Origin of the sequence: Rathayibacter sp. AY1F2, assembly GCF_002930885.1 — a bacterium.
In the GTDB taxonomy this organism is placed as follows: Bacteria; Actinomycetota; Actinomycetes; order Actinomycetales; family Microbacteriaceae; genus Rathayibacter.
Genome location: NZ_PSVG01000001.1, coordinates 194,081 through 215,389, shown reverse-complemented (window position 1 = coordinate 215,389; position 21,309 = coordinate 194,081). Strand labels below are relative to the sequence as shown.

Here is a 21,309-nt window from a genome sequence, read left to right as displayed (position 1 = left end):
CATGGCCGTGCCCACCGAGCTGCAGTACACCTCCGACCACGAGTGGATCCGGGTCGACGGAGAGGTCGCGACCGTCGGCATCACCGCCTACGCCGCGGACAAGCTGGGCGACGTCGTCTTCGTCGAGCTCCCCGAGGCGGGAGCCCGCGTCGAGGGCGGCAGCGTCGTCGGCGAGATCGAGTCGACCAAGTCGGTGGGCGAGCTGTTCGCCCCCGTCGACGGCGAGGTCCTCGAGGCCAACACGGCCGTCGTCGACAGCCCCGAGCTCGTCAACTCCGACCCGTTCGGCGAGGGGTGGCTGATCCGGGTCCGCTTCGACGCCCTGCCCGACGGCCTCCTCGACTCCGCCGCCTACACCGAGCTGGTCGGCGAGTAGATGGCGGCCACCAGGACCCCCGGCGCCTTCGAGTCCCGCCACATCGGGACCGACGCCGACGCGCAGCGCACCATGCTCGCGGCTCTCGGGTACGACTCCGTGGAGGAGCTCGTCACCGCCGCCGTCCCCGAGTCGATCCACGTCCGCGACCTCCCGCAGGTGCTGCCCGCTCCGGCCACCGAGACGGAGGCGCTCGCCGAGCTGCGCGCCCTCGCCGCGAGGAACACGGTGCGTCGGCCGATGATCGGCCTCGGCTACTACGGCACGCACACCCCCGCCGTGATCAAGCGCAACGTGCTCGAGAACCCCAGCTGGTACACGGCCTACACGCCGTACCAGCCCGAGATCTCGCAGGGGCGCCTGGAGGCGCTGATCAACTTCCAGACGATGGTCTCCGACCTCACCGGCCTCGACACGGCCGGCGCGTCGATGCTCGACGAGGGTACGGCCGTCGTCGAGGCGATGCTGCTCGCGCGCCGCGCCTCGAAGGCGCGCACCGACGTCTTCGTCGTCGACTCCGACGCTCTCCCGCAGACCCTCGCGCTGCTGCGCGGCCGGGCGGAGGCCGTCGGCATCCGCATCGTCGAGCTCCCGCTCTCGCGCACCGCCGCGGAGGAGGTGCCGGAGTGCTTCGGCGCCCTCGTGCAGTACCCCGGCGCGTCCGGGCACCTCTGGGACCCGTCGGCGGTGCTCGCCGCGGTGAAGGCCCACGGCGGCCTGGCCGTCGTCGCCGCCGACCTGCTCGCGCTGACCCTGGTGCGCTCGCCGGGCGAGCTCGGCGCGGACGTCGCGGTCGGCACCACGCAGCGCTTCGGCGTCCCGCTGGGCTTCGGAGGACCGCACGCCGGCTACCTCGCCGTCCGCAAGGGACTCGAGCGCCAGCTGCCCGGCCGCCTCGTCGGCGTCAGCCAGTACGCGGACGGCCACCCCGCCTACCGCCTGTCCCTCCAGGCCCGCGAGCAGCACATCCGCCGCGAGAAGGCGACCTCGAACATCTGCACCGCGCAGGTCCTCCTGGCGGTCATGGCGGCGATGTACGCGGTCTACCACGGGCCGGACGGGCTCGCCGCGATCGCCGAGCGCGTGCACGGCCGGGCCGCGCTCCTCGCGCGCCTCCTCCTCGACCGGGGCCACTCCCTCCGGCACGCCGACTTCTTCGACACCGTCTCGGTCGTCGTGCCCGGCGGCGCGGAGGCGGCGGTCGCCCGCGCCCGCCAGGCAGGCTTCGACGTGCGCCTGGTCGACGCCGACACGGTCTCGGTGTCGATCGACGAGACGGTCACCGACCTCGAGGTGATCGCCGTCGCGACCGCCGTCGGGCAGCTGGACTCGTCGTTCGGCTTCCTCAGCGGCTCCGCGCGGAGCATCCCCGCCGAGCTCGACCGCCGCACGCCGTTCCTCGTGCACCCGGTCTTCAGCAGCCACCACAGCGAGACCTCGATGATGCGCTACCTCAAGCGCCTCGCCGACTCGGACTACGCGCTGGACCGTGGCATGATCCCGCTCGGCTCCTGCACCATGAAGCTCAACGCCGCCACCGAGATGGAGGCGGTCAGCTGGCCCCAGTTCGCGGACCTGCACCCGTTCGCCCCCGAGGCGGACGTGCAGGGCTCCCTGGCGCTGATCGACCAGCTGGAGGGGTGGCTCGCCCACCTCACCGGCTACGACTCCGTGTCGCTCCAGCCCAACGCCGGCTCGCAGGGCGAGCTCGCGGGCCTGCTGGCGATCCGCGGCTGGCACCGGTCGAACGGCGACGAGGACCGCACGGTCTGCCTGATCCCCTCGAGCGCCCACGGCACCAACGCCGCGAGCGCGGTCCTCGCCGGCATGCGCGTCGTCGTCGTGGCCTGCGACGAGCTCGGCAACGTCGACCTGGACGACCTCCGGGCGAAGATCGCCGAGCACGCGGGCTCCCTCGCCGCGCTGATGATCACCTACCCGTCGACCCACGGCGTCTACGAGCACGAGGTCGCCGAGATCTGCCGCCTCGTCCACGAGGCCGGCGGACAGGTGTACGTGGACGGCGCGAACCTCAACGCGCTTCTGGGCTTCGCCCGCTTCGGAGACTTCGGCGGCGACGTCTCGCACCTCAACCTGCACAAGACGTTCTGCATCCCGCACGGCGGAGGCGGTCCCGGCGTCGGTCCCGTCGCCGCGAAGGCGCACCTCGCGCCGTTCCTGCCCGGTCACCCGCTCGCGCAGCGGCTCGAGCACGGCGTGGGCACGCAGGGCGAGCGGATCGTCCACGGCGGCGCACCGGTGTCGGCAGCGCCCTACGGCAGCCCCGGCATCCTGCCGATCTCGTGGGCGTACGCCCGGATGATGGGCGAGGAGGGCCTGCGGGCCGCGACCGGGGCGGCCGTCCTCTCGGCCAACTACGTCGCCGCGCGCCTCCGCGAGCACTACCCGGTGCTCTACACGGGGGACAACGGGCTCGTCGCCCACGAGTGCATCCTCGACATCCGTCCGCTGACGGCGGCGACCGGAGTGACCGTGGACGACGTCGCCAAGCGCCTCGTCGACTACGGCTTCCACGCCCCGACCATGAGCTTCCCCGTCGCCGGGACCCTGATGGTCGAGCCGACGGAGAGCGAGGACCTCGTCGAGATCGACCGCTTCATCGACGCGATGATCGGGATCCGGGCGGAGGCCGACCGCGTCGGCGCGGGGGAGTGGCCGGTGGACGACAACCCGCTGCGCGGCGCCCCGCACACCGCCGAGTGCCTGACGGCCGAGGAGTGGACGCACCCCTACAGCCGCGAGCAGGCCGTCTACCCGGTCCGCTCGCTGGTGCGCGGCAAGTACTGGCCGCCGGTCCGCCGGATCGATCAGGCCTACGGCGACCGCAACCTCGTCTGCGCCTGCCCGCCCATCGAGGCCTTCGCCTGATCCGCCCGCACGCGCTCGTCCGCAACCGAGGGTGAGAGAGCAGGAACGGAGCCTCGAGCCCGTCCTGTCATCTCCCACCCTCGGCTGCGGACACCGTCGGTCCCGCACAGGCGCGGAGTGGGGCGCAGTTCTCCCGATCCGGGGGGAACGGCGCACGGCGACTCCGATGCACGAGGGAGCCCGACCGTGTGGAACGCGTGGTGGAGGTGCCGGCAGGGCTCGACGGAGTCGCGACGAGCGAGCAGCTCCACCGTGCGGGCGTCACGCCGCGGCAGTGGAGAGCCGCGGCGCGGTCCTGCGGCTCCTCGGATGCGATCGGTCCGACGTCACGTCCGCGGAGCCGGCGGCGCGAACAGCTCGGGCCAGAGGGCGACGGCCAGCGGGTACCCGACGAACGAGACGATGTCGATGATCGAGTGGGCGATCACCAGAGGCAGGGTGCGGCCGAAGCGCTGGTAGAACAGTCCGAACACCAGGCCCATGACCACGTTCCCGATGAAGGGCCCGATGCCCTGGTAAAGGTGGTAGCTGCCCCGGAGCAGCGCACTGGTCACCAGGATCCGCCACCGCCCCCAGCCCAGATCGCCCAGGCGGGCGAAGAGGTACCCGATCACGACGACCTCCTCCTGCACTCCCGCCCGGATCGCGGAGAGCACGAGCACCGGCACCGTCCACCAGTACGCGTCCAGCGGCGAGGCCACCACCGCCACGGTGATGCCCAGCGCGCGTCCGACGGCGTACAGCGCGATGCCCGGCGCGCCGATCGCCACCGCGAGGACGGTCCCGGTCCCCAGGTCCGCGAACGGCCGGCGCAGGTCGAGCCCCAGGCGCCCGAGCGGACGGCCCGAGCTCTGCCAGAGCAGGAACGCGCAGAGGGCCACCGGCACCAGGTCGAAGAAGAGCGCGAGCAGCTGGTAGACGAGGTCGAAGCCCGGGCGGTCGCTGAGGGCGCCGTTGATCGTCGCGGTCTGGTCGGCCAGTGCGGTCGAGCGGGTGAGCCGGTTGGCGATGGAGACCACCGAGTAGACCGCGGAGGCGCCCAGCGAGAGCCCGAGGACCAGCAGGATCTCGATGCGGATCCGGCGCCGTCCGGGCGCGGATCCTGACAGGTCGGTGGACACTCCGTGCGTCTCCTCTGAAGTCGATGTGTTGCGCGACGGCCGCCCGGTACGCACGTTTCGTGCAGAACAGCGCAAGGATTCCACCTCCCGGTTACCGCTGTGTAACGGTTGCCACATGCTTTTGTGCAGATAGCGGGCGAATACATAGTCTCGTTGAAGGCATCCGCGCGACGGCCACCAGTCTCGTGCGCCGCCGCCGTCGCCACGCGCACGGCACTCCACGCGTCAGGGAAACCACTTCTCGCGCGCCCCCACATCACTGGAGGAATAGTGAACATCAGACGTTACGGATTCGGGGCTCTGGCGCTCGTCGCCGCGAGCACGCTGGTCCTGGCCGGCTGCAGCAGCTCGAACGACTCGGGCGGAGGTGCATCGGGAGGCGACGCCGCCGCGATCATCTCCACGAACGGCTCCGAGCCGCAGAACCCGCTGATCCCGACGAACACCAACGAGGTGGGCGGCGGCAAGATCCTCGACGAGATCTTCGCGGGCCTGGTCTACTACGACGCCAAGGGCGCCCCCGAGAACGACGTCGCCGAGTCCATCGAGTCGGACGACGCGCAGAACTACACGATCAAAATCAAGTCGGGCCTGACCTTCACGAACGGCGACCCGGTCACCTCCAGCTCGTTCATCGACGCCTGGAACTACGGCGCCAAGCTGTCGAACAACCAGCTCAGCGCGTCGTTCTTCTCGAACTTCGAGGGCTTCAGCGACACCGAGGACAGCGAGCTCACCGGCCTCAAGGCCGTGGACGACACCACCTTCACCGTCGCGCTCAAGTCCCCGCAGTCGGACTTCCCGATCAGCCTCGGCTACTCGGCGTACTACCCGCTGCCCGCCGCCGCGTTCGACGACATGGCCGCCTTCGGTGAGAACCCGATCGGCAACGGCCCGTACAAGCTCGACGGCGACGACGCGTGGCAGCACGACGTCCAGATCGAGCTCGTCAAGAACGACGAGTACACCGGCCCCCGCGAGGCCCAGAACGGCGGCCTGAAGATCGTCTTCTACGCCACCCAGGACGCCTCCTACGCCGACCTCCTCGGCGGCAACGTCGACGTGATCGACCAGATCCCGGACTCCGCCTTCGGCACCTTCGAGAGCGACCTCGGCGACCGCGCCGTGAACCAGCCTTCGGCCGTGTTCCAGTCCTTCACCATCCCGGGCCGTCTTCCGCACTTCGACGGCGAGGAGGGCCAGCTCCGCCGCCAGGCGATCTCGATGTCCTTCGACCGCAAGGAGATCACCGACGTGATCTTCGAGGGCACCCGCACCCCGGCCTCCGACTTCACCTCCCCGGTGATCGACGGCTACAGCGACGCCCTCTCCGGCGCCGACGTGCTCGAGTACAACCCCGACGAGGCCAAGGCGCTGTGGGCTCAGGCCGACGCGATCAGCCCCTGGGACGGCACCTTCAAGATCGCCTACAACGCCGACGGCGGCCACCAGGGCTGGGTCGACGCGGTGACCAACTCGATCAAGAACACGCTGGGCATCGACGCCGAGGGCGACGCGTACCCGACCTTCGCCGAGGCGCGCACCAAGATCGTCGACCGCTCGATCGAGACCGCGTTCCGGACCGGATGGCAGGCCGACTACCCGAGCCTCTACAACTTCCTCGGACCGCTCTACGTGACCGGCGCCTCGTCCAACGACGGCGACTACTCGAACCCCGAGTTCGACACCCTGCTCCAGCAGGGCCTGTCGGACGCCGACGCCGACGCTGCGAACAAGACGTTCCAGCAGGCCCAGGAGATCCTCCTGAAGGACCTCCCGTCGCTGCCCCTGTGGTACGCGAACGTGACCGGCGGCTACGGCGAGGGCGTGTCGAACGTCGAGTTCGGCTGGAACTCGGTGCCGCTCTACTACGAGATCACCAAGAACTAAGCTCGAACCACTGGGGCGCTTCGCCCGTGCCGTCGGCCACCAGGTCACGGCACGGGCGGAGCGCCCTGTTTCGGTCACAATCGAATGAGGTCCCCATCCATGCGACTCCGGAACCGGCTGGGCTGACATGCTCGCCTACATCGTCCGACGCATCCTGCAAGCCGTCCCCGTGCTCATCGGCACCACGTTCCTCATCTACTTCATGGTCTTCTCCATGCCGGGGAACCCGCTCCTGTCGCTCTTCGGCGACAAGACGCCGAGCCCCGCACTCCTCGCCCGCCTCGAGGAGCAGTACCACCTGAACGAGCCCTTCTTCGTCCAGTACCTGTACTACCTGGGAGGCGTCGTCCGCGGCGACTTCGGCATCTCGTTCTCCGGCCAGTCCGTCAACGAGATCCTCGCCCGCACCTTCCCGGTCACCCTGACGCTCGCCATGATGGCGATCGTCATCGAGATCGTCGTCGCGCTGACCATCGGTCTCATCAGCGGTCTGCGCAAGGGCAGCTTCTTCGACGCGAGCGCGCTGGTCGTCAGCCTCCTGCTCGTGTCGGTGCCGATCTTCGTGCTCTGCTTCATCGCGCAGTCCTTCTTCGCGATCCAGCTGGGATGGTTCCCTCCGACCGTCGGAGCCGACGCGTCGTTCCAGAGGCTGCTGCTGCCCGCGATCGTGCTCGCCCTCTTCGTGGTCGCCTCGGCCATCCGCCTCACGCGCGGCTCGGTCATCGAGACGGCCGGCTCGGACTTCGTCCGCACCGCGTACAGCAAGGGGCTCTCGCGACGCCGCGTCATCCCCGTGCACGTCCTGCGCAACTCGCTCATCCCGGTCACGACGCAGTTCGGAGCCGACTTCGGCCTCCTGATCGTCGGCGCGACCGTGACCGAGGGCATCTTCAACGTTCCCGGAGTCGGGAACACGCTCTATCAGGCGATCATCCGAGGTGAGCGGCCGACCGTCGTCTCCTTCGTCACGGTCATGGTGCTGTTCTACCTCGTGGTGAACATCCTCGTCGACCTGCTCTACGCCGTACTCGACCCGAGGATCCGCTATGCCAAATGAGTCCACCGGCGGCGCGCAGAAGGCCCGCCGCATCGACCACTTCGTGGCCCCGCTCGAGGAGACGCCGATCGCGTCGGTCGACGCCGTCAGCCTCGACGAGAAGCCCAGCAACCTCTGGACCGACGCGTGGCGCGACCTGCGCAAGCGGCCCATGTTCTGGATCTCGGGCGTCCTGATCCTCGTCATCATCGCCGTCGCGCTGTTCCCGGGCCTGTTCACCTCGGTGGACCCCCGCCAGTGCGCGCTCTCGTTCAGCAACCAGGGCCCCGGCGACGGCAGCCTGCTCGGCTACACCAAGCAGGGGTGCGACGTCTTCTCGCGGATCATCCACGGCACGTCCACGTCGCTGACCGTCGGCCTCATCGTGATCGTGATCACGACGGTCTCCGGCGTCATCGGCGGCGCTCTGGCCGGCTTCTTCGGCGGCTGGGTCGACACCGTGATCATGCGCCTCGGCGACATCTTCTTCTCGATCCCCTACATCCTCGCCGCGGTCGTCATCATGTCCGTCTTCTCGGCCTACCGGAACGTGTTCGTCATCGCCCTGGCGATCGGCGCGTTCGCCTGGCCGACGACGGCGCGCGTCCTGCGCTCCGAGGTCCTCCGCGTGAAGCAGGCCGACTTCGTCGGCGCCGCCACCGCGACCGGCCTCTCCCGCATGGCGATCCTGTTCCGGCACGTGCTGCCGAACTCGATCGCTCCCGTCATCGTCGTCACGACGATCTCGCTCGGCGCGGCCATCACCGCGGAGGCGACGCTGTCGTTCCTCGGCGTCGGCCTTCCCGGCTCGGTCATGTCGTGGGGCAACGACATCAGCCAGGCCCAGCGCGATCTGCGCACCAACCCGCAGACGCTGATCTACCCGTCGATCGCCCTGACGGTCACGGTGCTGAGCTTCATCCTCCTCGGCGAATCGCTCCGCGACGCGCTCGACCCGAAGGCGAGGGCCCTCCGATGACCGCCACGACACCGAACGCACCGCACGGGCCGCTGCTCGAGGTCACCGACCTCGAGGTCGGCTTCCAGACCGGCAGCGGACTGGTCCCCGCCCTCCGCGGCGTGAGCCTCACGATCGAGCACGGCCAGACCGTCGCGATCGTGGGGGAGTCGGGCTCCGGCAAGTCGACGACCGCCGCCGCGATCATCGGCCTGCTCCCCGGCACCGGCCAGGTCACCGCCGGCTCCGTGCTGTTCGACGGCAAGGACCTCGCGAAGGCGACGAGGACCGAGCTCGAGGACATCCGCGGCCGCCGGATCGGCTACGTCCCGCAGGACCCGATGTCGAACCTGAACCCCGTGTGGTCGGTCGGCTTCCAGGTCGAGGAGACCATCAAGGCCAACGGCCTCGCGACCGGTCGCAAGGAGGTGCGCGCCAAGGCGATCGAGGTCCTGCAGAACGCGGGCCTCGCCGACGCGGAGAAGCGCCTCAAGCAGTTCCCGCACCAGTTCTCGGGCGGCATGCGCCAGCGCGTGCTGATCGGCATCGGCCTGGCCGCGGCTCCCCAGCTGCTGATCGCCGACGAGCCCACCTCGGCGCTCGACGTCACGGTCCAGCGCCGGATCCTCGACCACCTCGAGACTCTGACGAAGACCGACGGCACCGCGCTGCTCTTCATCACGCACGACCTGGGCCTCGCCGCCGAGCGCGCCGAGAAGCTCATCGTCATGTACAAGGGCCGCATCGTCGAGTCCGGCGCCTCGGTGGAGGTGCTGCAGAACCCGCAGCACCCCTACACGCAGCGCCTGATCGCGGCGGCGCCCAGCCTCGCGTCGCGCCGCATCCAGTCGACGGCCGGCCGGGCCGTGGAGTCGGTCCCCGGCGAGTCGGAGGCCGTGCGCGAGGTCGACCTGGTCGGCGCGGGCGCCGCGCACCACGCCGGCGCGGTCGCCTCGGGCGCCCCGATGATCGAGGTCGACGGCCTCACGAAGGTCTTCAAGATCCGCCGCGGCGGCCTGAAGGCCGAGGACTTCACCGCCGTCGACAACGTGTCGTTCTCGATCCCGAAGGGCACCACCACGGCGCTCGTGGGCGAGTCCGGATCGGGCAAGTCGACGATCGCCCGCCTGGTGCTGGGCCTCGAGACGGCGACGTCCGGAGCGATCTCGATCGCCGGCCGACGGACCGAGAAGCTCAAGGGCCGCGACATGCTGGCGCTCCGGCGCTCCATGCAGCCGGTGTTCCAGGACCCTTACGGCTCGCTCGACCCGCTGCACAACATCGGCAACACCATCTCGGAGCCGCTGCGGGTGCACAAGGTCGGCGACCGGACGTCGCAGCGCGAGCGCGTCCTCGAGCTGCTCGACCAGGTGTCCCTCCCGCGCGTGATCGCGAGCCGGTACCCGAACGAGCTCTCCGGCGGCCAGCGCCAGCGCGTGGCGATCGCCCGCGCGCTCGCGCTGAAGCCGGAGATCGTGGTGCTCGACGAGGCCGTGTCGGCTCTGGACGTCCTCGTCCAGGCGCAGATCCTCCGCCTCCTCGCCGACCTGCAGGCCGAGCTCGGGCTGACCTACCTGTTCATCACGCACGACCTGGCGGTGGTCCGCGTGATCGCCGACGACGTCTGCGTGATGCAGAAGGGCAGGATCGTCGAGCACGCCCCGACGGACACCGTGTTCGACTCGCCGCAGCAGGAGTACACCCGCGAGCTGCTCGACGCCATCCCCGGCGCCGGCATCGAGTTCGCGGTCTGACCGACCGTCACCTGGGCCCCGGCCCCGCCTGGAGCGCTCCTCGGAGCCCTCCGGAGCGGGGATCCGGGGCCCTTCGCCGTGCGGACGCCTCGCTGCGGTACGATGGATGGTCCCCCTTTTGCACGAGAACACGAGACGAGTCCGTATCCATGGCAAGTGCCACCCGCTCCGACCTGCGCAACGTCGCGATCGTCGCCCACGTCGACCATGGCAAGACCACGCTGGTCGACGCCATGCTCAAGCAGACGAACTCCTTCGACGCGCACGCCCACGTGGACGAGCGCGCGATGGACTCCAACGAGCTCGAGCGCGAGAAGGGCATCACGATCCTCGCGAAGAACACCGCTGTCTCGTACAGCGGCAAGCACGCGAGCGACGGTCCCATCACCATCAACGTCATCGACACCCCGGGCCACGCCGACTTCGGCGGCGAGGTCGAGCGCGGCCTGTCGATGGTCGACGGCGTCTGCCTCCTCGTCGACGCGTCCGAGGGCCCGCTGCCCCAGACCCGCTTCGTGCTGCGCAAGGCGCTCGAGGCGAAGCTCCCCGTCATCCTCCTGGTCAACAAGACCGACCGCCCCGACGCGCGCATCGACGAGGTCGTCGCCGAGAGCCAGGACCTGCTCCTCGGCCTCGCCTCCGACATGGCCGACGACGTGCCGGACCTCGACCTCGACGCGATCCTCGACGTCCCCGTGGTCTACGCCTCCGGCAAGGCCGGCCGCGCCTCGGCGAACAAGCCCGAGGACGGCACGCTGCCGGACGCCGAGGACCTGGAGCCGCTGTTCGAGGCGATCCTCAAGCACATCCCCGCGCCGACCTACGACGACGACGCGCCCCTCCAGGCCCACGTCACCAACCTCGACGCGTCGCCGTTCCTCGGCCGCCTCGCCCTCCTCCGCGTCTTCAACGGCACGATCAAGAAGGGGCAGACGGTCGCCTGGGTCCACCACGACGGCACCCACACCAACGCGCGCATCACCGAGCTGCTGATCACCAGGGCGCTCGACCGCTACCCGGCCGAGTCCGCGGGCCCCGGCGACATCGTCGCGATCGCGGGCTTCCCCGAGATCACCATCGGCGAGACCATCGCCGACCCCGAGGACATCCGCCCGCTGCCGGCCATCACGGTCGACGACCCGGCGATCTCGATGACGATCGGCACCAACACCTCGCCGCTCGTCGGCAAGGTGAAGGGCCACAAGCTCACGGCGCGGATGGTCAAGGACCGCCTCGACCGCGAGCTCATCGGAAACGTGTCGCTCAAGATCGTCGACATCGGACGCCCCGACTCCTGGGAGGTCCAGGGCCGCGGCGAGCTCGCGCTGGCCATCCTCGTCGAGCAGATGCGCCGCGAGGGCTACGAGCTGACCGTCGGCAAGCCCCAGGTGGTCACCCGCCAGGTCGACGGCAAGACGCACGAGCCCTTCGAGCACCTGACGATCGACGCTCCGGAGGAGTACCTCGGCGCGATCACGCAGCTCCTCGCCGCCCGCAAGGGCCGCATGGACGGCATGTCGAACCACGGCACCGGCTGGGTCCGCATGGAGTTCATCGTCCCGTCGCGCGGCCTGATCGGCTTCCGCACCGAGTTCCTCACCACCACGCGCGGCACCGGCATCGCGAACGCGATCCTGCACGGCTACGAGCCGTGGGCCGGCGCGATCGTCACCCGCAACAACGGGTCGATCGTCGCGGACCGCAACGGCGTCGTCACCCCGTTCGCCATCATCGCGCTCCAGGAGCGGATGACCTTCTTCGTGAACCCCACCGAGGAGGTCTACGAGGGCATGGTGATCGGCGAGAACTCGCGCAACGACGACATGGACGTGAACATCACCAAGGAGAAGAAGCTGACCAACATGCGTCAGTCCACCTCCGACACCTTCGAGTCGATGACGCCGTCGCGTCAGCTGACGCTCGAGGAGTGCCTCGAGTTCGCCCGCGAGGACGAGTGCGTCGAGGTCACCCCCGAGGTCGTCCGCATCCGCAAGGTGGAGCTCGATGCGAACGCCCGCGCGCGCATGACGAGCCGCCTCAAGAAGCAGGGCTGAGCCCCGGGCGCCTCGGCGCCCGCCCACGACGAGACCGGCCGGAGCGATGCTCCGGCCGGTCTCGTCGTCTCCGCCCGGTGCTGCAGCGTGCAGCGCCGATCCCGTCCCTCGCGGTCCGGATCAGCCCGCCGGACTCGGAGAGGGAGAGGGGGTCGCGGACTCCGCCTCGAGCGTCGAGGTGACGAAGGAGACGAACGCCGCCGCGTCGTCCGGCTTCCCCGTGTACTGCTCGCCGTTCACCAGCACGGTGGGCGTCGACTCGAGCTTCGGCAGCGAGGAGTTCGCGAGGGGGAGCGAGGTGGCCCGCTCGGTCGCGGCCTTCACCCAGGGCCGGAACTCGCCCGCGGTCATGCAGGCGAGGACGTCGTCGTCGGTGACGCCCGCTCCGGTCACCAGCGTCCGCAGAGCGTCGTCGTCGAGGCCCGTCGTCCCCTCCGCCGGCTGCTGCGCGAAGAGCGCCGCGTTCACGGCGAGGAAGCGGTCCGGATCCTCGTCGGCGACGCACGCCGCGGCGTTCGCGGCCCGGCTGGAGTACTCGGAGCCGGCCGAGGAGGAGTCGAGGATCGCCACCGGGTGGATCTCGAGCGTGATCGCCTCCTTCGTCAGCCACGACTGCAGCTGCTCGGCGTTCGCCTTCTCGAACTGCCCGCAGTACGGGCAGAGGTAGTCGACGTAGAGGTCGACGGCGACGACTCCGCCCGCCCGTGTGGCGCTCTCGTCGGTCGGGACGGGGGATGCTCCCGGAGCGATCGCCGCGCTCGTCGTCGCCGTCACGGCCGAGCCGTCGCCCGCGAGGACGATGCCGTCGCTGAGCATGTTCGCCGGGCCGGCGCTCGCGACCTCCTGCTGCGACCAGACGTTCCAGCAGACCAGGGCCACGACCGCGAGGAGCCCGACGACCGCTCCGCCCTGCCCGAGCAGCCGGTTCCGGCGCCGCCGGCGCCTCTCGGCTTCGCGGCGCTCCCGCGCCTGCGCTCGGGCGAGCTCCTGGCGCTCGCGCTTGGTCAGGCCGCTTCTCGCACTGTTCCCGGACATCGCCGACGACGCTACGGGCGCAGGCTTCGGCGCGCCGTGGAGTGCGCCCGCCGGATCCTGGGACGGAGTGCGGGTCCTCTCAGGGATCAGGCGAAGAGGCCGGAGCCGAGGAAGTCGGTCTCGTCGCGAGCACCGGGCGGCACCGCGAACACGGCCGAGCCGACGTGCTTCACGTATTCGTTCAGTGCGTCCGTCGCGAGGTTCCGCTGCACGGTGACGAACTGCTCCGGGGAGCGCTGGAACGAGAGGAAGAACAGCCCCGCGTTCAGGCGTCCGAGCTCGTCGTTGCCGTCGACGAAGTTGTAGCCGCGGCGCAGGAGCCGCACTCCGTTGTTCACGCTCGGATGCGCGAGGCGCACGTGCGACTCCTGATCGATCAGCGGGGCACCGGTGGCGCCGGCCGCTGCGAAGTCCGGCTCGGTGGACTCCTTGCCGCCCGAGAGCGGCGCTCCGGACCCCTTGCTGCGGCCGATGACCCGCTCCTGCTCGCCCAGCTGGCTGCGGTCCCACGTCTCGATGATCATCCGGATCTTCCGCGCGACCAGGTAGCTGCCGCCGACCATCCACGCGGGGCCGTCGGAGGAGGGGACCCAGACGTGCTCCTGGACGGCGTCGGCCTCCTCGGACTTCACGTTCGCCGTGCCGTCCTTGAAGCCGAAGAGGTTGCGCGGAGTCGCCTGGGCGGTGGACGTCGAGGAGGTGCGGCCGAAGCCGAGCTGAGACCAGCGGAGCGAGGCCCGGCCGAACGCGATCCGGCTCAGGTTGCGGATGGCATGCACGGCGACCTGCGGATCGTCGGCGCAGGCCTGGATGCACAGGTCGCCGCCGCCGGCCGAGGGGACGAGCGCGTCGCCGCGGAAGCGGGGCAGGGCCTGCAGCTCAGGAGGCCGGCGGTCGGCGAGGCCGAAGCGGTCGGCGCCGGACTCGTCCGTGAAGAGGGTGGGTCCGAAGCCGACCGTGACGGTGAGGGACGCGGCGTCGAGCCCGAGCGCCTCTCCGGTGTCCTCCGGGGGAGCCGTGTCCGGCCCGTCCACCGCGCCGTTCTCGCCGACCTCGAGGCCCTGGGTCATCCGGGAGGCGGCGAGCGTCCAGTCCTTCAGGAGCTCGACGAGGTCCTCGCGCGTGGTGCCCGCGGCGAGGTCGAACGCGGCGAAGTGCAGCCGGTCCTGCGCGGCGGTGGTGATGCCCGCCTGGTTCGCGCCGAAGAACGGCACGGTGCGCGGGTCGGAGGAGGCCGTCGCGCTCGCGGACGATGTGACGGCCACCGTGCCGCCCACTCCGGCGGCCAGCCCGGCCGTCCCCGCCGAGACGAGGCCGAGCAGCCCGCGCCGCGAGAGGCGGCGGGGTTCGTCGGCGGGCTGCTCGGACTCCGTCGGCCGGGCTCCCTCGTGCTGCTCGGCGTCCACTATGCGGTCGGCTCCTCGACGCCCAGCACCGTGTGGGTCAGCTGCGAGAGCGGCTCGGAGAGAGCGTTGACCGCGTCCGAGAGCTCCTTCTTCTGCTCCGCGGTGAGAGTGGAGTACGCGGCGAAGCCGGAGTCGATCGAGCCGTACTGCGCGAGCAGAGCGTCGAGCTCGGAGAACCGCTGCGTGATCCGTCCGGTGAGGTCGGCGCCCTCGTCGCCGCTGGCGGTCGCGATCGGCTCGACGTTGCCGAACGCCACCTCCGCGCCCTGGACGTTAGCGGCGAAGTCGGTGAGGTCGGTGCTCGACCACCAGTCCTCCTCGCCCGTGATCTTGCCGGCCGCGACCTCGTCGAGCAGGCCGATGGCGCCGTTCGAGATGTCGCCCACCGACACGGTGAAGCCGGGCGCGTTCACGAGGTCGGCCAGGCTCTGCACGTCGTCGACGAGGCCCTGGCCGAACTGCGCGCGCTGCTCGGGGGTGGAGGGCGCCCAGTCGAGGAGCGCGCTCGTGCCGTCGGAGTTGAGCGCACCCTCCGCGGGGGCCCACAGGTCCTTCTCGATGCGGTGGAAGCCGGTCCAGTCCAGGCCCTCGGCGACGGCGTCGACCTCGCGGTAGTCGATGCGCGGGTCGAGGTCGCCGAACGCCTCCGCGGTCGGCTCGATCCGCTCGTAGAAGACGCGGGTCGACGCGAAGAGGCCGCGCGCCTTCTCGTCGTCGCCGGCTTCGTAGGCCTGCGCGAACTCGGCCACCGCGGGGAGCAGCTCGCCCACCTGCGACTTCACGTACGCCACGTAGTTGGTGACCGCCGCCTCCGTCGCCGCCTTCTCGTCCGCCGACTGAGCGGTGGCCTCACCGGTCACGGTGAACTCGCTCAGCCCGACCGGGGCGCCGACCTGCTGGAACTTGCAGGCGGTGTAGTAGGTGCCCGGCTCGAGCTGAGCGACGTAGGAGACGCTCTGGCCCGGGGTCACGTTCTCCTTCTCGCCCACGATCCGCAGCTTGTCCTCGGCCAGGATCTCGAACTCGTTGACGTCCGAGCCGCCGTTGGTCAGTGAGAACGTCACCGCTCCCGCCTCGGCGGTCGCCGTCGACACCTCGCAGGCGTCGTCCCTCATCGCGACGTCGAGCGCGACGGAGGAGGAGGACGCTGGGGTGTTCGGCACGCAGCCCGTGAGGATCAGCGCCAGGGCGCCGGCGCCGGCGAGGCCGAGGGTGACGCGGGGGAGGGTGGGACGAGCGCGCGAGGACATGCTTCTCCTGGATCGGGGCGAGTGCGCCGGCGGTGCCGGAGCGGGTCAGACGGAGGTGGGAGCGGGAGCGGCGACCGGGGCCGCGCTGCCCCGTCGCGGACCGCGCAGGCGGACCTGGCGGACGAACAGGGCACCGACGACGACGAGGTAGAGCAGCCAGGCGGCGAACTGCAGAGCGGTCGGCTCGGGCGTGTAGTTGAAGAGGCCGCCGACCACGGCGGTCACGGGCGGCGGGAGGATCGGGCCGAGCGAGAACAGCGGGGTGCCCCAGCCGGGCAGGAGCGACGCCTCCTGCAGGTCGCCGACGCCGTAGGAGAGTACGCCGGCCGCGACGAGGATGAGGAAGCCGCCCGTCCAGGTGAAGAAGCGCCCGAGGTCGATCCGGACGAAGCCCCGGAAGATCAGGTACGCGATGACGACCGAGCTGAGGATGCCCAGCAGCGCGCCGACCGTGCCGACCCACGCACTGGATCCCGATCCCGCACTGCTCGAGGACACGCTCGCCCAGACGAAGAGGGCCGTCTCGATGCCCTCGCGCCCGACGCTGATGAAGCCGAGGACCACGATGCCGAGGGCCGACCCCGCCACGGCGCCGTCGAGCCGGGACTCGAGGTCGCCCTTGAGGCTGCGGGCGTTCGCGCCCATCCAGAAGATCATCCAGGTGACCAGCCCGACCGCGAGGATCGAGAGGCCGCCGCCGATGAGCTCCTGGGCCTGGAACGACAGGGTCGAGGGGCCCCAGGTGAGGATCGCACCGGTGACGAGCGAGATCGCGATCGCGGCGGCGATACCGGTCCAGAGCCGCGGCAGCACGTCGCGCCGGCCGAGCTTGGTCAGGTAGGCCACGAGGATGCCGACGACGAGGCCGGCTTCGAGGCCTTCGCGGAGGCCGATGAGGTAGTTTGCGAGCACGCGTGTTCTCTTGGTCGATGGTGGACGAGGAGGGGGCGACTCCCGCCCCGAGTCGATCCGGTCGGCGGGGCTCCGTTGTTCGGTAAGCCTTGCCTAACCCGGCTCGACTGTAGTCCGCTGCCCGGTCGCTGTCCAGAAGCGCCCGCAGCGGAGGCCGCGCAGGACGAGAGGCGGAGAGTGGACGCGGGCCGGGACGCAGCAGCGGAGCGGGTGGTGGCGGTGCACGCCCACCCCGACGACGAGACGATCACCATGGGCGGGACCCTGGCGCGGCTGGTGGCGCAGGGCGCCTCCGTCACCGTCGTCACCGCCACGCGGGGGGAGTGCGGCGAGGTCATCTCCGAGGACCTCGCTCCGCTCGAGGGCTCGGCCGAGCTGGCCGCGCACCGGACGACCGAGCTCGTCGTCGCCCTGACGGCCCTCGGCGTCGCCGACCACCGCTTCCTCGGCGAGGCGGGTGCCCGCGCACCCGGCCTCGCTCCGCGCGTCTACCGGGACTCCGGCATGCAGTGGGGGCCCGGCCGCGTCCCGGTGCCGCTCGAGCCGGTGCATCCCGCGTCCTTCACCGCCGCGCCCGAGGACGAGGAGGTGGCGGATCTCGTCGCCGTCCTCCGGCAGGTCGACGCGGGCGTCGTGCTGTCCTACGACGCGGGCGGCGGCTACGGCCACCCGGACCACGTCCGCACCGCCCGGGTCGCCGAGCGCGCCGCCGAGCTGCTGGGCCTGCGCTTCCTCGCCGTCCTCCCCGACGCGGCCCCGCCCCTCCCCGGGGACGTCGTGATCGAGCTGTCCGCCGAGGACCACGCCCGCAAGCGCGCGGCCCTCGAGGCGCACGCGACGCAGCTGGTGGTCGACGGCGACGAGGCCCGCCTCTCGAGCGGTCCGCCGTTCCCCATCGGCCGCATCGAGCGCTTCCGCCCGGTCGCGCAGGCGGGGCGTCCGGCGCCGCTGCCGGAGGAGCGTCCGACGCTGGGATCGCGGGTGCTGTCGGGCGTCGCCGGAGTCCTGGTCGGCGCGGTGGTCGGAGCGATAACGACCGTCGCCCATCAGAGCACCGTGTCGGTCGGCGGTGTCGTCCTCCCGGTCGGCCTCGCCGCCTCCCTCGCCGGCGTGCTGCTGCTCCTGCTCGGGCTGCGCCTCGTGCTCATCGACCGGTTCGTCGCGTTCTGCACCGCGATGGGCCTGCTCGGGATGATCGGGCTGCTCGCCCTGCGCAGCACGGGCGGATCCGTCCTCGTCCCGGCGAACGGCCTCGGCGTGGCCTGGACCTTCCTCCCCGCCCTCATCGCCCTCGTCGTGATCGCCTGGCCGCGGCTGCGGGCGGCCGCTCCCGCCGCCGCCCCGCGGCCGGCGGACGCCGACGCCCCGTCGGCCCCCGTACGATAGACACACTGTTCGAAGGGACCTGGAGCACCGTGACCTACGTGATCGCACTTCCGTGCGTCGATGTCAAAGACCGCGCCTGCATCGACGAGTGCCCGGTCGACTGCATCTACGAAGGCGAGCGCTCGCTCTACATCCACCCGGACGAGTGCGTCGACTGCGGTGCCTGCGAGCCGGTCTGCCCCGTCGAGGCGATCTACTACGAGGACGACCTCCCCGAGGAGTGGTCCGACTACTACAAGGCCAACGTCGAGTTCTTCGACGAGATCGGCTCCCCGGGCGGAGCCGCCAAGGTCGGCGTGATCGCGAAGGACCACCCGGTCATCGCGGCGCTGCCTCCGCAGAGCCACTGAGGCCGCTCCCGTGGCCCTCGGCGCGCTGCCCGACTACCCCTGGGACCTGATGGCGCCCTTCGCCCGCACGGCGGCGGAGCACCCCGGCGGGATCGTCGACCTGTCGATCGGCTCGCCGGTGGACCCGACGCCCGCCCCGATCCGCGACGCGCTCGCCCGCTCGACGGACTCGCACGCGTACCCCACGACCGTGGGCACGCCCGCTCTCCGCGAGGCGATCGCCGCCTGGTACGCGCGGCGGCGCGGAGTCGAGGGCCTCGGGATCGACGAGGTCCTGCCGACGATCGGCTCCAAGGAGCTCGTCGCCTGGCTGCCCTTCCTCCTCGGACTCGGGGAGGGGGACGTGGTCGTGCATCCGCGCGCCGCGTACCCGACGTACGCGATGGGCGCGGCGATCGCCGGGGCCGAGGCGCTCGCCTCCGACGACCCCGCCGAGTGGCCTGTGATGACCCGCCTGGTCTGGCTCAACTCTCCCGGCAACCCCGACGGCGCCGTGCTCGACGTGCCCGCCCTGCAGCGCGCCGTCGCGCGTGCCCGTGAGCTGGGCGCTGTGATCGCGGGGGACGAGTGCTACGCCGAGCTCGGCTGGGACGGCCGCTGGGTCGACGAGCCGATCCCGAGCGTCCTCGACCCGCGCGTGGTGGGGGAGGACCGCACCGGGGTCCTCGGCGTCTACTCGCTGAGCAAGCAGTCGAACCTCGCCGGCTACCGCGCCGCCTTCGTCGCCGGGGACGCGGCCCTGGTCGCGCGCCTGGTGACCGTCCGCAAGCACGCGGGCATGATCGTGCCCGGTCCGCTGCAGGAGGCGATGATCGTCGCCCTCGCCGACGACGAGCACGTCGCCGCGCAGAAGGAGCGCTACCGCTCCCGCCGCGACCGCCTCCGGCCCGCCCTCGAGTCCGCGGGCTTCCGGATCGACCGCAGCGAGGCCGGCCTCTACCTGTGGGCGACCGAGGGCCGCCCGGCCTGGGAGTCCATCGACAGGCTCGCCCGCCTCGGCGTCCTCGCGGGCCCCGGCGTCTTCTACGGGGAGGGCTTCCCCGAGCACGTGCGCCTCTCGCTGACGGCCTCCGACGAGCGGATCGACGCGGCCGTGGAGCGCCTGTCCGGCGGCCTCTGAGGCGTTCGACCCGGCCGATCCTGGCGGGTTCCGACAAGGCCCCGGCCCCAGCGCTGGGCGATGTCACAGTGCCCCCGCTTTGCCCATAGGCTGTATGTGGTTCGGTCGACGGCGCCTCACGAGGCCCCGGCTGCACCACGATCCAGACCCGGCGCCGCCCGCTCCGCGCGAGCGCTTCCGGGGTGCGACCGCGACGACCTGGGAGGCGTTGTGACCGAATCCGGCACGCAGAGCGACGGAACCGCGACGGTGGGCTCCACGGAGCCCGCGACCGGGAGCGCCACGACGCCGCCTCCCGCGCCGGCGGAGCAGGAGCTCCCCGAGAAGGTCACGCTCACCTTCGGCGACCGCACCGCGGACTTCCCGGTCCTGCGCAGCGTCGACGGCTCCTCGAGCATCGACTTCTCGACCCTGTCGAAGCAGACCGGCTTCATGTCGCTCGACTACGGCTTCGTGAACACGGCGGCGACCAAGTCGCAGATCACCTACATCGACGGCGACCAGGGGATCCTCCGCTACCGCGGCTACCCGATCGAGGAGGTGGCCACCAACGCGACCTACCTCGAGGTGGCCTGGCTCCTCATCTACGGCGAGCTGCCGACGGCCGACGAGCTCGCGGGCTTCGACGAGCGCATCCGCCGCCACACGCTCCTCCACGAGGACCTCAAGCGCTTCTTCGACGCGCTCCCTCACAGCGCGCACCCCATGTCGGTGCTCTCGGCCGGAGTGTCGGCCCTGTCGACGTACTACGAGGACAGCTCCAACCCGAAGGATCCGGAGGCTGTGGAGCTCACCACGATCCGCCTCCTGGCGAAGCTGCCCGTGATGGCGGCGTACGCCCACAAGAAGGCGATCGGCCAGGCGTTCCTCTACCCGGACAACTCGCTGAGCTTCGTCGACAACTTCCTCCGCCTCAACTTCGGCACGATGGCCGAGCAGTACCAGGTCGACCCGGTGCTCTCGAAGGCGCTCGACCGCCTCCTGATCCTCCACGAGGACCACGAGCAGAACGCGTCGACGTCGACCGTCCGCCTCGTCGGCTCCACCGAGGCGAACCTCTACGCCTCCGTCTCGGCCGGCATCAACGCCCTGTTCGGCCCTCTGCACGGCGGAGCGAACGAGGCGGTGCTCACCATGCTCGGCCGGATCCGCGAGTCGGGCGAGAGCGTGTCGACGTTCGTCGAGCGGGTGAAGAGCAAGGAGGAGGGCGTGCGCCTGATGGGCTTCGGCCACCGGGTGTACAAGAACTACGACCCGCGCGCGAAGCTGGTCAAGGAGAGCGCCTCCGAGGTCCTGCAGGCCCTCGGCGTGAAGGACCCGCTGCTCGACATCGCGATGGAGCTCGAGGCCCTCGCTCTCGAGGACGACTACTTCAAGGAGCGGCGCCTCTACCCGAACGTCGACTTCTACACGGGCGTCATCTACAAGGCGATGGGCTTCCCGACCCGGATGTTCACCGTGCTCTTCGCGATCGGCCGCCTGCCCGGCTGGATCGCCCACTGGCGCGAGATGAACACCGACAAGCAGACCAAGATCGGCCGCCCGCAGCAGCTCTACATGGGGTCACCCGAGCGCCACTGGCCGACCGACCGCTGACCGGTCCCCGAGAGCCCGTCCCCGCCGGGGGCGGGCTCTCGCCGTGCGGCGCACCCGCCTCTCGTCAGCCGTCCGAGGCTCGAACCGCTTCTTCGAGGCGGGACGCAGAGCGGCGTGGTCGCCGCGGACTCGATCAGCACGGGTCGTCCCGGGGTGCCGCCTGCGGGGCCCGGCGG

At 71.0% G+C, this 21,309-nt stretch carries 16 protein-coding genes; 11 read left to right on the top strand and 5 right to left on the bottom strand.

Annotated elements, in window-relative coordinates:
• Position 1: 1 nt before the first annotated feature.
• Together gcvH and gcvP are read left to right on the top strand one after the other, a co-directional pair.
• Positions 2 to 376 carry a glycine cleavage system protein GcvH gene (gene gcvH / locus C5C54_RS00965; protein ID WP_104237541.1) on the top strand — a complete coding sequence of 125 codons (375 nt, stop codon included), beginning with the start codon at positions 2 to 4 and terminating at the stop codon, positions 374 to 376.
• On the top strand, positions 377 to 3,265 hold the full coding sequence (gcvP, locus tag C5C54_RS00960; protein ID WP_104287600.1) for an aminomethyl-transferring glycine dehydrogenase: 2,889 nt from the start codon (positions 377 to 379) through the stop codon (positions 3,263 to 3,265). It begins immediately after the preceding gene.
• 326 nt (positions 3,266 to 3,591) lie between these two features.
• Here gcvP and C5C54_RS00955 read toward each other — a convergent pair whose 3' ends face one another.
• Entirely contained in the window at positions 3,592 to 4,386 is a 795-nt protein-coding gene (locus C5C54_RS00955; protein WP_258059269.1) for a CPBP family intramembrane glutamic endopeptidase, read from the bottom strand.
• A gap of 270 nt (positions 4,387 to 4,656) precedes the next feature.
• Here C5C54_RS00955 and C5C54_RS00950 point away from each other — a divergent pair, with 270 nt between their 5' ends.
• The 5 genes from C5C54_RS00950 (at position 4,657) to typA (ending at position 12,078) form a co-directional block, all read left to right on the top strand.
• Positions 4,657 to 6,276: an ABC transporter substrate-binding protein gene (locus tag C5C54_RS00950; protein ID WP_104232745.1), complete on the top strand. Its 1,620-nt coding sequence runs from the start codon at positions 4,657 to 4,659 to the stop codon at positions 6,274 to 6,276.
• Positions 6,277 to 6,403: 127 nt separating this feature from the next.
• A complete protein-coding gene (locus C5C54_RS00945) occupies positions 6,404 to 7,333 on the top strand; it encodes an ABC transporter permease (RefSeq protein ID WP_104222975.1) in 930 nt (309 codons plus the stop codon).
• Positions 7,323 to 8,291, top strand: coding sequence for an ABC transporter permease (locus C5C54_RS00940; protein WP_104222976.1), 969 nt, complete (start codon positions 7,323 to 7,325; stop codon positions 8,289 to 8,291). Before C5C54_RS00945 ends, C5C54_RS00940 begins: the two co-directional genes overlap by 11 nt.
• A complete protein-coding gene (locus C5C54_RS00935) occupies positions 8,288 to 10,024 on the top strand; it encodes an ABC transporter ATP-binding protein (protein WP_104225543.1) in 1,737 nt (578 codons plus the stop codon). The genes C5C54_RS00940 and C5C54_RS00935 overlap by 4 nt, the downstream gene beginning before the upstream one ends.
• 149 nt (positions 10,025 to 10,173) lie before the next feature.
• Entirely contained in the window at positions 10,174 to 12,078 is a 1,905-nt protein-coding gene (gene typA, locus C5C54_RS00930; RefSeq protein ID WP_104225544.1) for a translational GTPase TypA, read from the top strand.
• A gap of 120 nt (positions 12,079 to 12,198) precedes the next feature.
• Here typA and C5C54_RS00925 read toward each other — a convergent pair whose 3' ends face one another.
• From C5C54_RS00925 to efeU, 4 genes are all read right to left on the bottom strand, one after another.
• The gene (locus tag C5C54_RS00925) at positions 12,199 to 13,113 is read right to left on the bottom strand and encodes a thioredoxin domain-containing protein (RefSeq protein WP_104287599.1); all 915 of its coding nucleotides are present in this window, start codon (positions 13,111 to 13,113) and stop codon (positions 12,199 to 12,201) included.
• Positions 13,114 to 13,199: 86 nt separating this feature from the next.
• Positions 13,200 to 14,519, bottom strand: coding sequence for an iron uptake transporter deferrochelatase/peroxidase subunit (efeB, locus tag C5C54_RS00920; RefSeq protein ID WP_104287598.1), 1,320 nt, complete (start codon positions 14,517 to 14,519; stop codon positions 13,200 to 13,202).
• Positions 14,519 to 15,769, bottom strand: coding sequence for an iron uptake system protein EfeO (efeO, locus tag C5C54_RS00915; RefSeq protein WP_104268464.1), 1,251 nt, complete (start codon positions 15,767 to 15,769; stop codon positions 14,519 to 14,521). Before efeO ends, efeB begins: the two co-directional genes overlap by 1 nt.
• A gap of 45 nt (positions 15,770 to 15,814) precedes the next feature.
• The gene (gene efeU, locus C5C54_RS00910; RefSeq protein ID WP_104232741.1) at positions 15,815 to 16,681 is read right to left on the bottom strand and encodes an iron uptake transporter permease EfeU; all 867 of its coding nucleotides are present in this window, start codon (positions 16,679 to 16,681) and stop codon (positions 15,815 to 15,817) included.
• Positions 16,682 to 16,858: 177 nt separating this feature from the next.
• Between efeU and C5C54_RS00905 the strand changes: the two genes are divergently transcribed.
• From C5C54_RS00905 to C5C54_RS00890, 4 genes are all read left to right on the top strand, one after another.
• On the top strand, positions 16,859 to 18,067 hold the full coding sequence (locus C5C54_RS00905; protein ID WP_146078763.1) for a PIG-L family deacetylase: 1,209 nt from the start codon (positions 16,859 to 16,861) through the stop codon (positions 18,065 to 18,067).
• A 29-nt stretch (positions 18,068 to 18,096) separates the two neighbouring features.
• A complete protein-coding gene (gene fdxA / locus C5C54_RS00900) occupies positions 18,097 to 18,417 on the top strand; it encodes a ferredoxin (RefSeq protein WP_104222984.1) in 321 nt (106 codons plus the stop codon).
• A 10-nt stretch (positions 18,418 to 18,427) separates the two neighbouring features.
• On the top strand, positions 18,428 to 19,537 hold the full coding sequence (gene dapC / locus C5C54_RS00895; protein WP_104287596.1) for a succinyldiaminopimelate transaminase: 1,110 nt from the start codon (positions 18,428 to 18,430) through the stop codon (positions 19,535 to 19,537).
• A 210-nt stretch (positions 19,538 to 19,747) separates the two neighbouring features.
• Positions 19,748 to 21,133, top strand: a complete 1,386-nt coding sequence (locus C5C54_RS00890; RefSeq protein ID WP_258063160.1) for a citrate synthase — start codon at positions 19,748 to 19,750, stop codon at positions 21,131 to 21,133.
• Positions 21,134 to 21,309 lie beyond the last annotated feature (176 nt).

Bases quoted from the DNA above. Each gene is read 5' to 3' on its own strand.
- gcvH (WP_104237541.1), top strand. From the start codon at position 2: ATGGCCGTGCCCACCGAGCTGCAGTACACCTCCGACCACGAGTGGATC.
- gcvP (WP_104287600.1), top strand. From the start codon at position 377: ATGGCGGCCACCAGGACCCCCGGCGCCTTCGAGTCCCGCCACATCGGG.
- C5C54_RS00945 (WP_104222975.1), top strand. From the start codon at position 6,404: ATGCTCGCCTACATCGTCCGACGCATCCTGCAAGCCGTCCCCGTGCTC.
- C5C54_RS00940 (WP_104222976.1), top strand. From the start codon at position 7,323: ATGCCAAATGAGTCCACCGGCGGCGCGCAGAAGGCCCGCCGCATCGAC.
- C5C54_RS00935 (WP_104225543.1), top strand. From the start codon at position 8,288: ATGACCGCCACGACACCGAACGCACCGCACGGGCCGCTGCTCGAGGTC.
- typA (WP_104225544.1), top strand. From the start codon at position 10,174: ATGGCAAGTGCCACCCGCTCCGACCTGCGCAACGTCGCGATCGTCGCC.
- C5C54_RS00925 (WP_104287599.1), bottom strand. From the start codon at position 13,113: ATGTCCGGGAACAGTGCGAGAAGCGGCCTGACCAAGCGCGAGCGCCAG.
- efeO (WP_104268464.1), bottom strand. From the start codon at position 15,769: ATGTCCTCGCGCGCTCGTCCCACCCTCCCCCGCGTCACCCTCGGCCTC.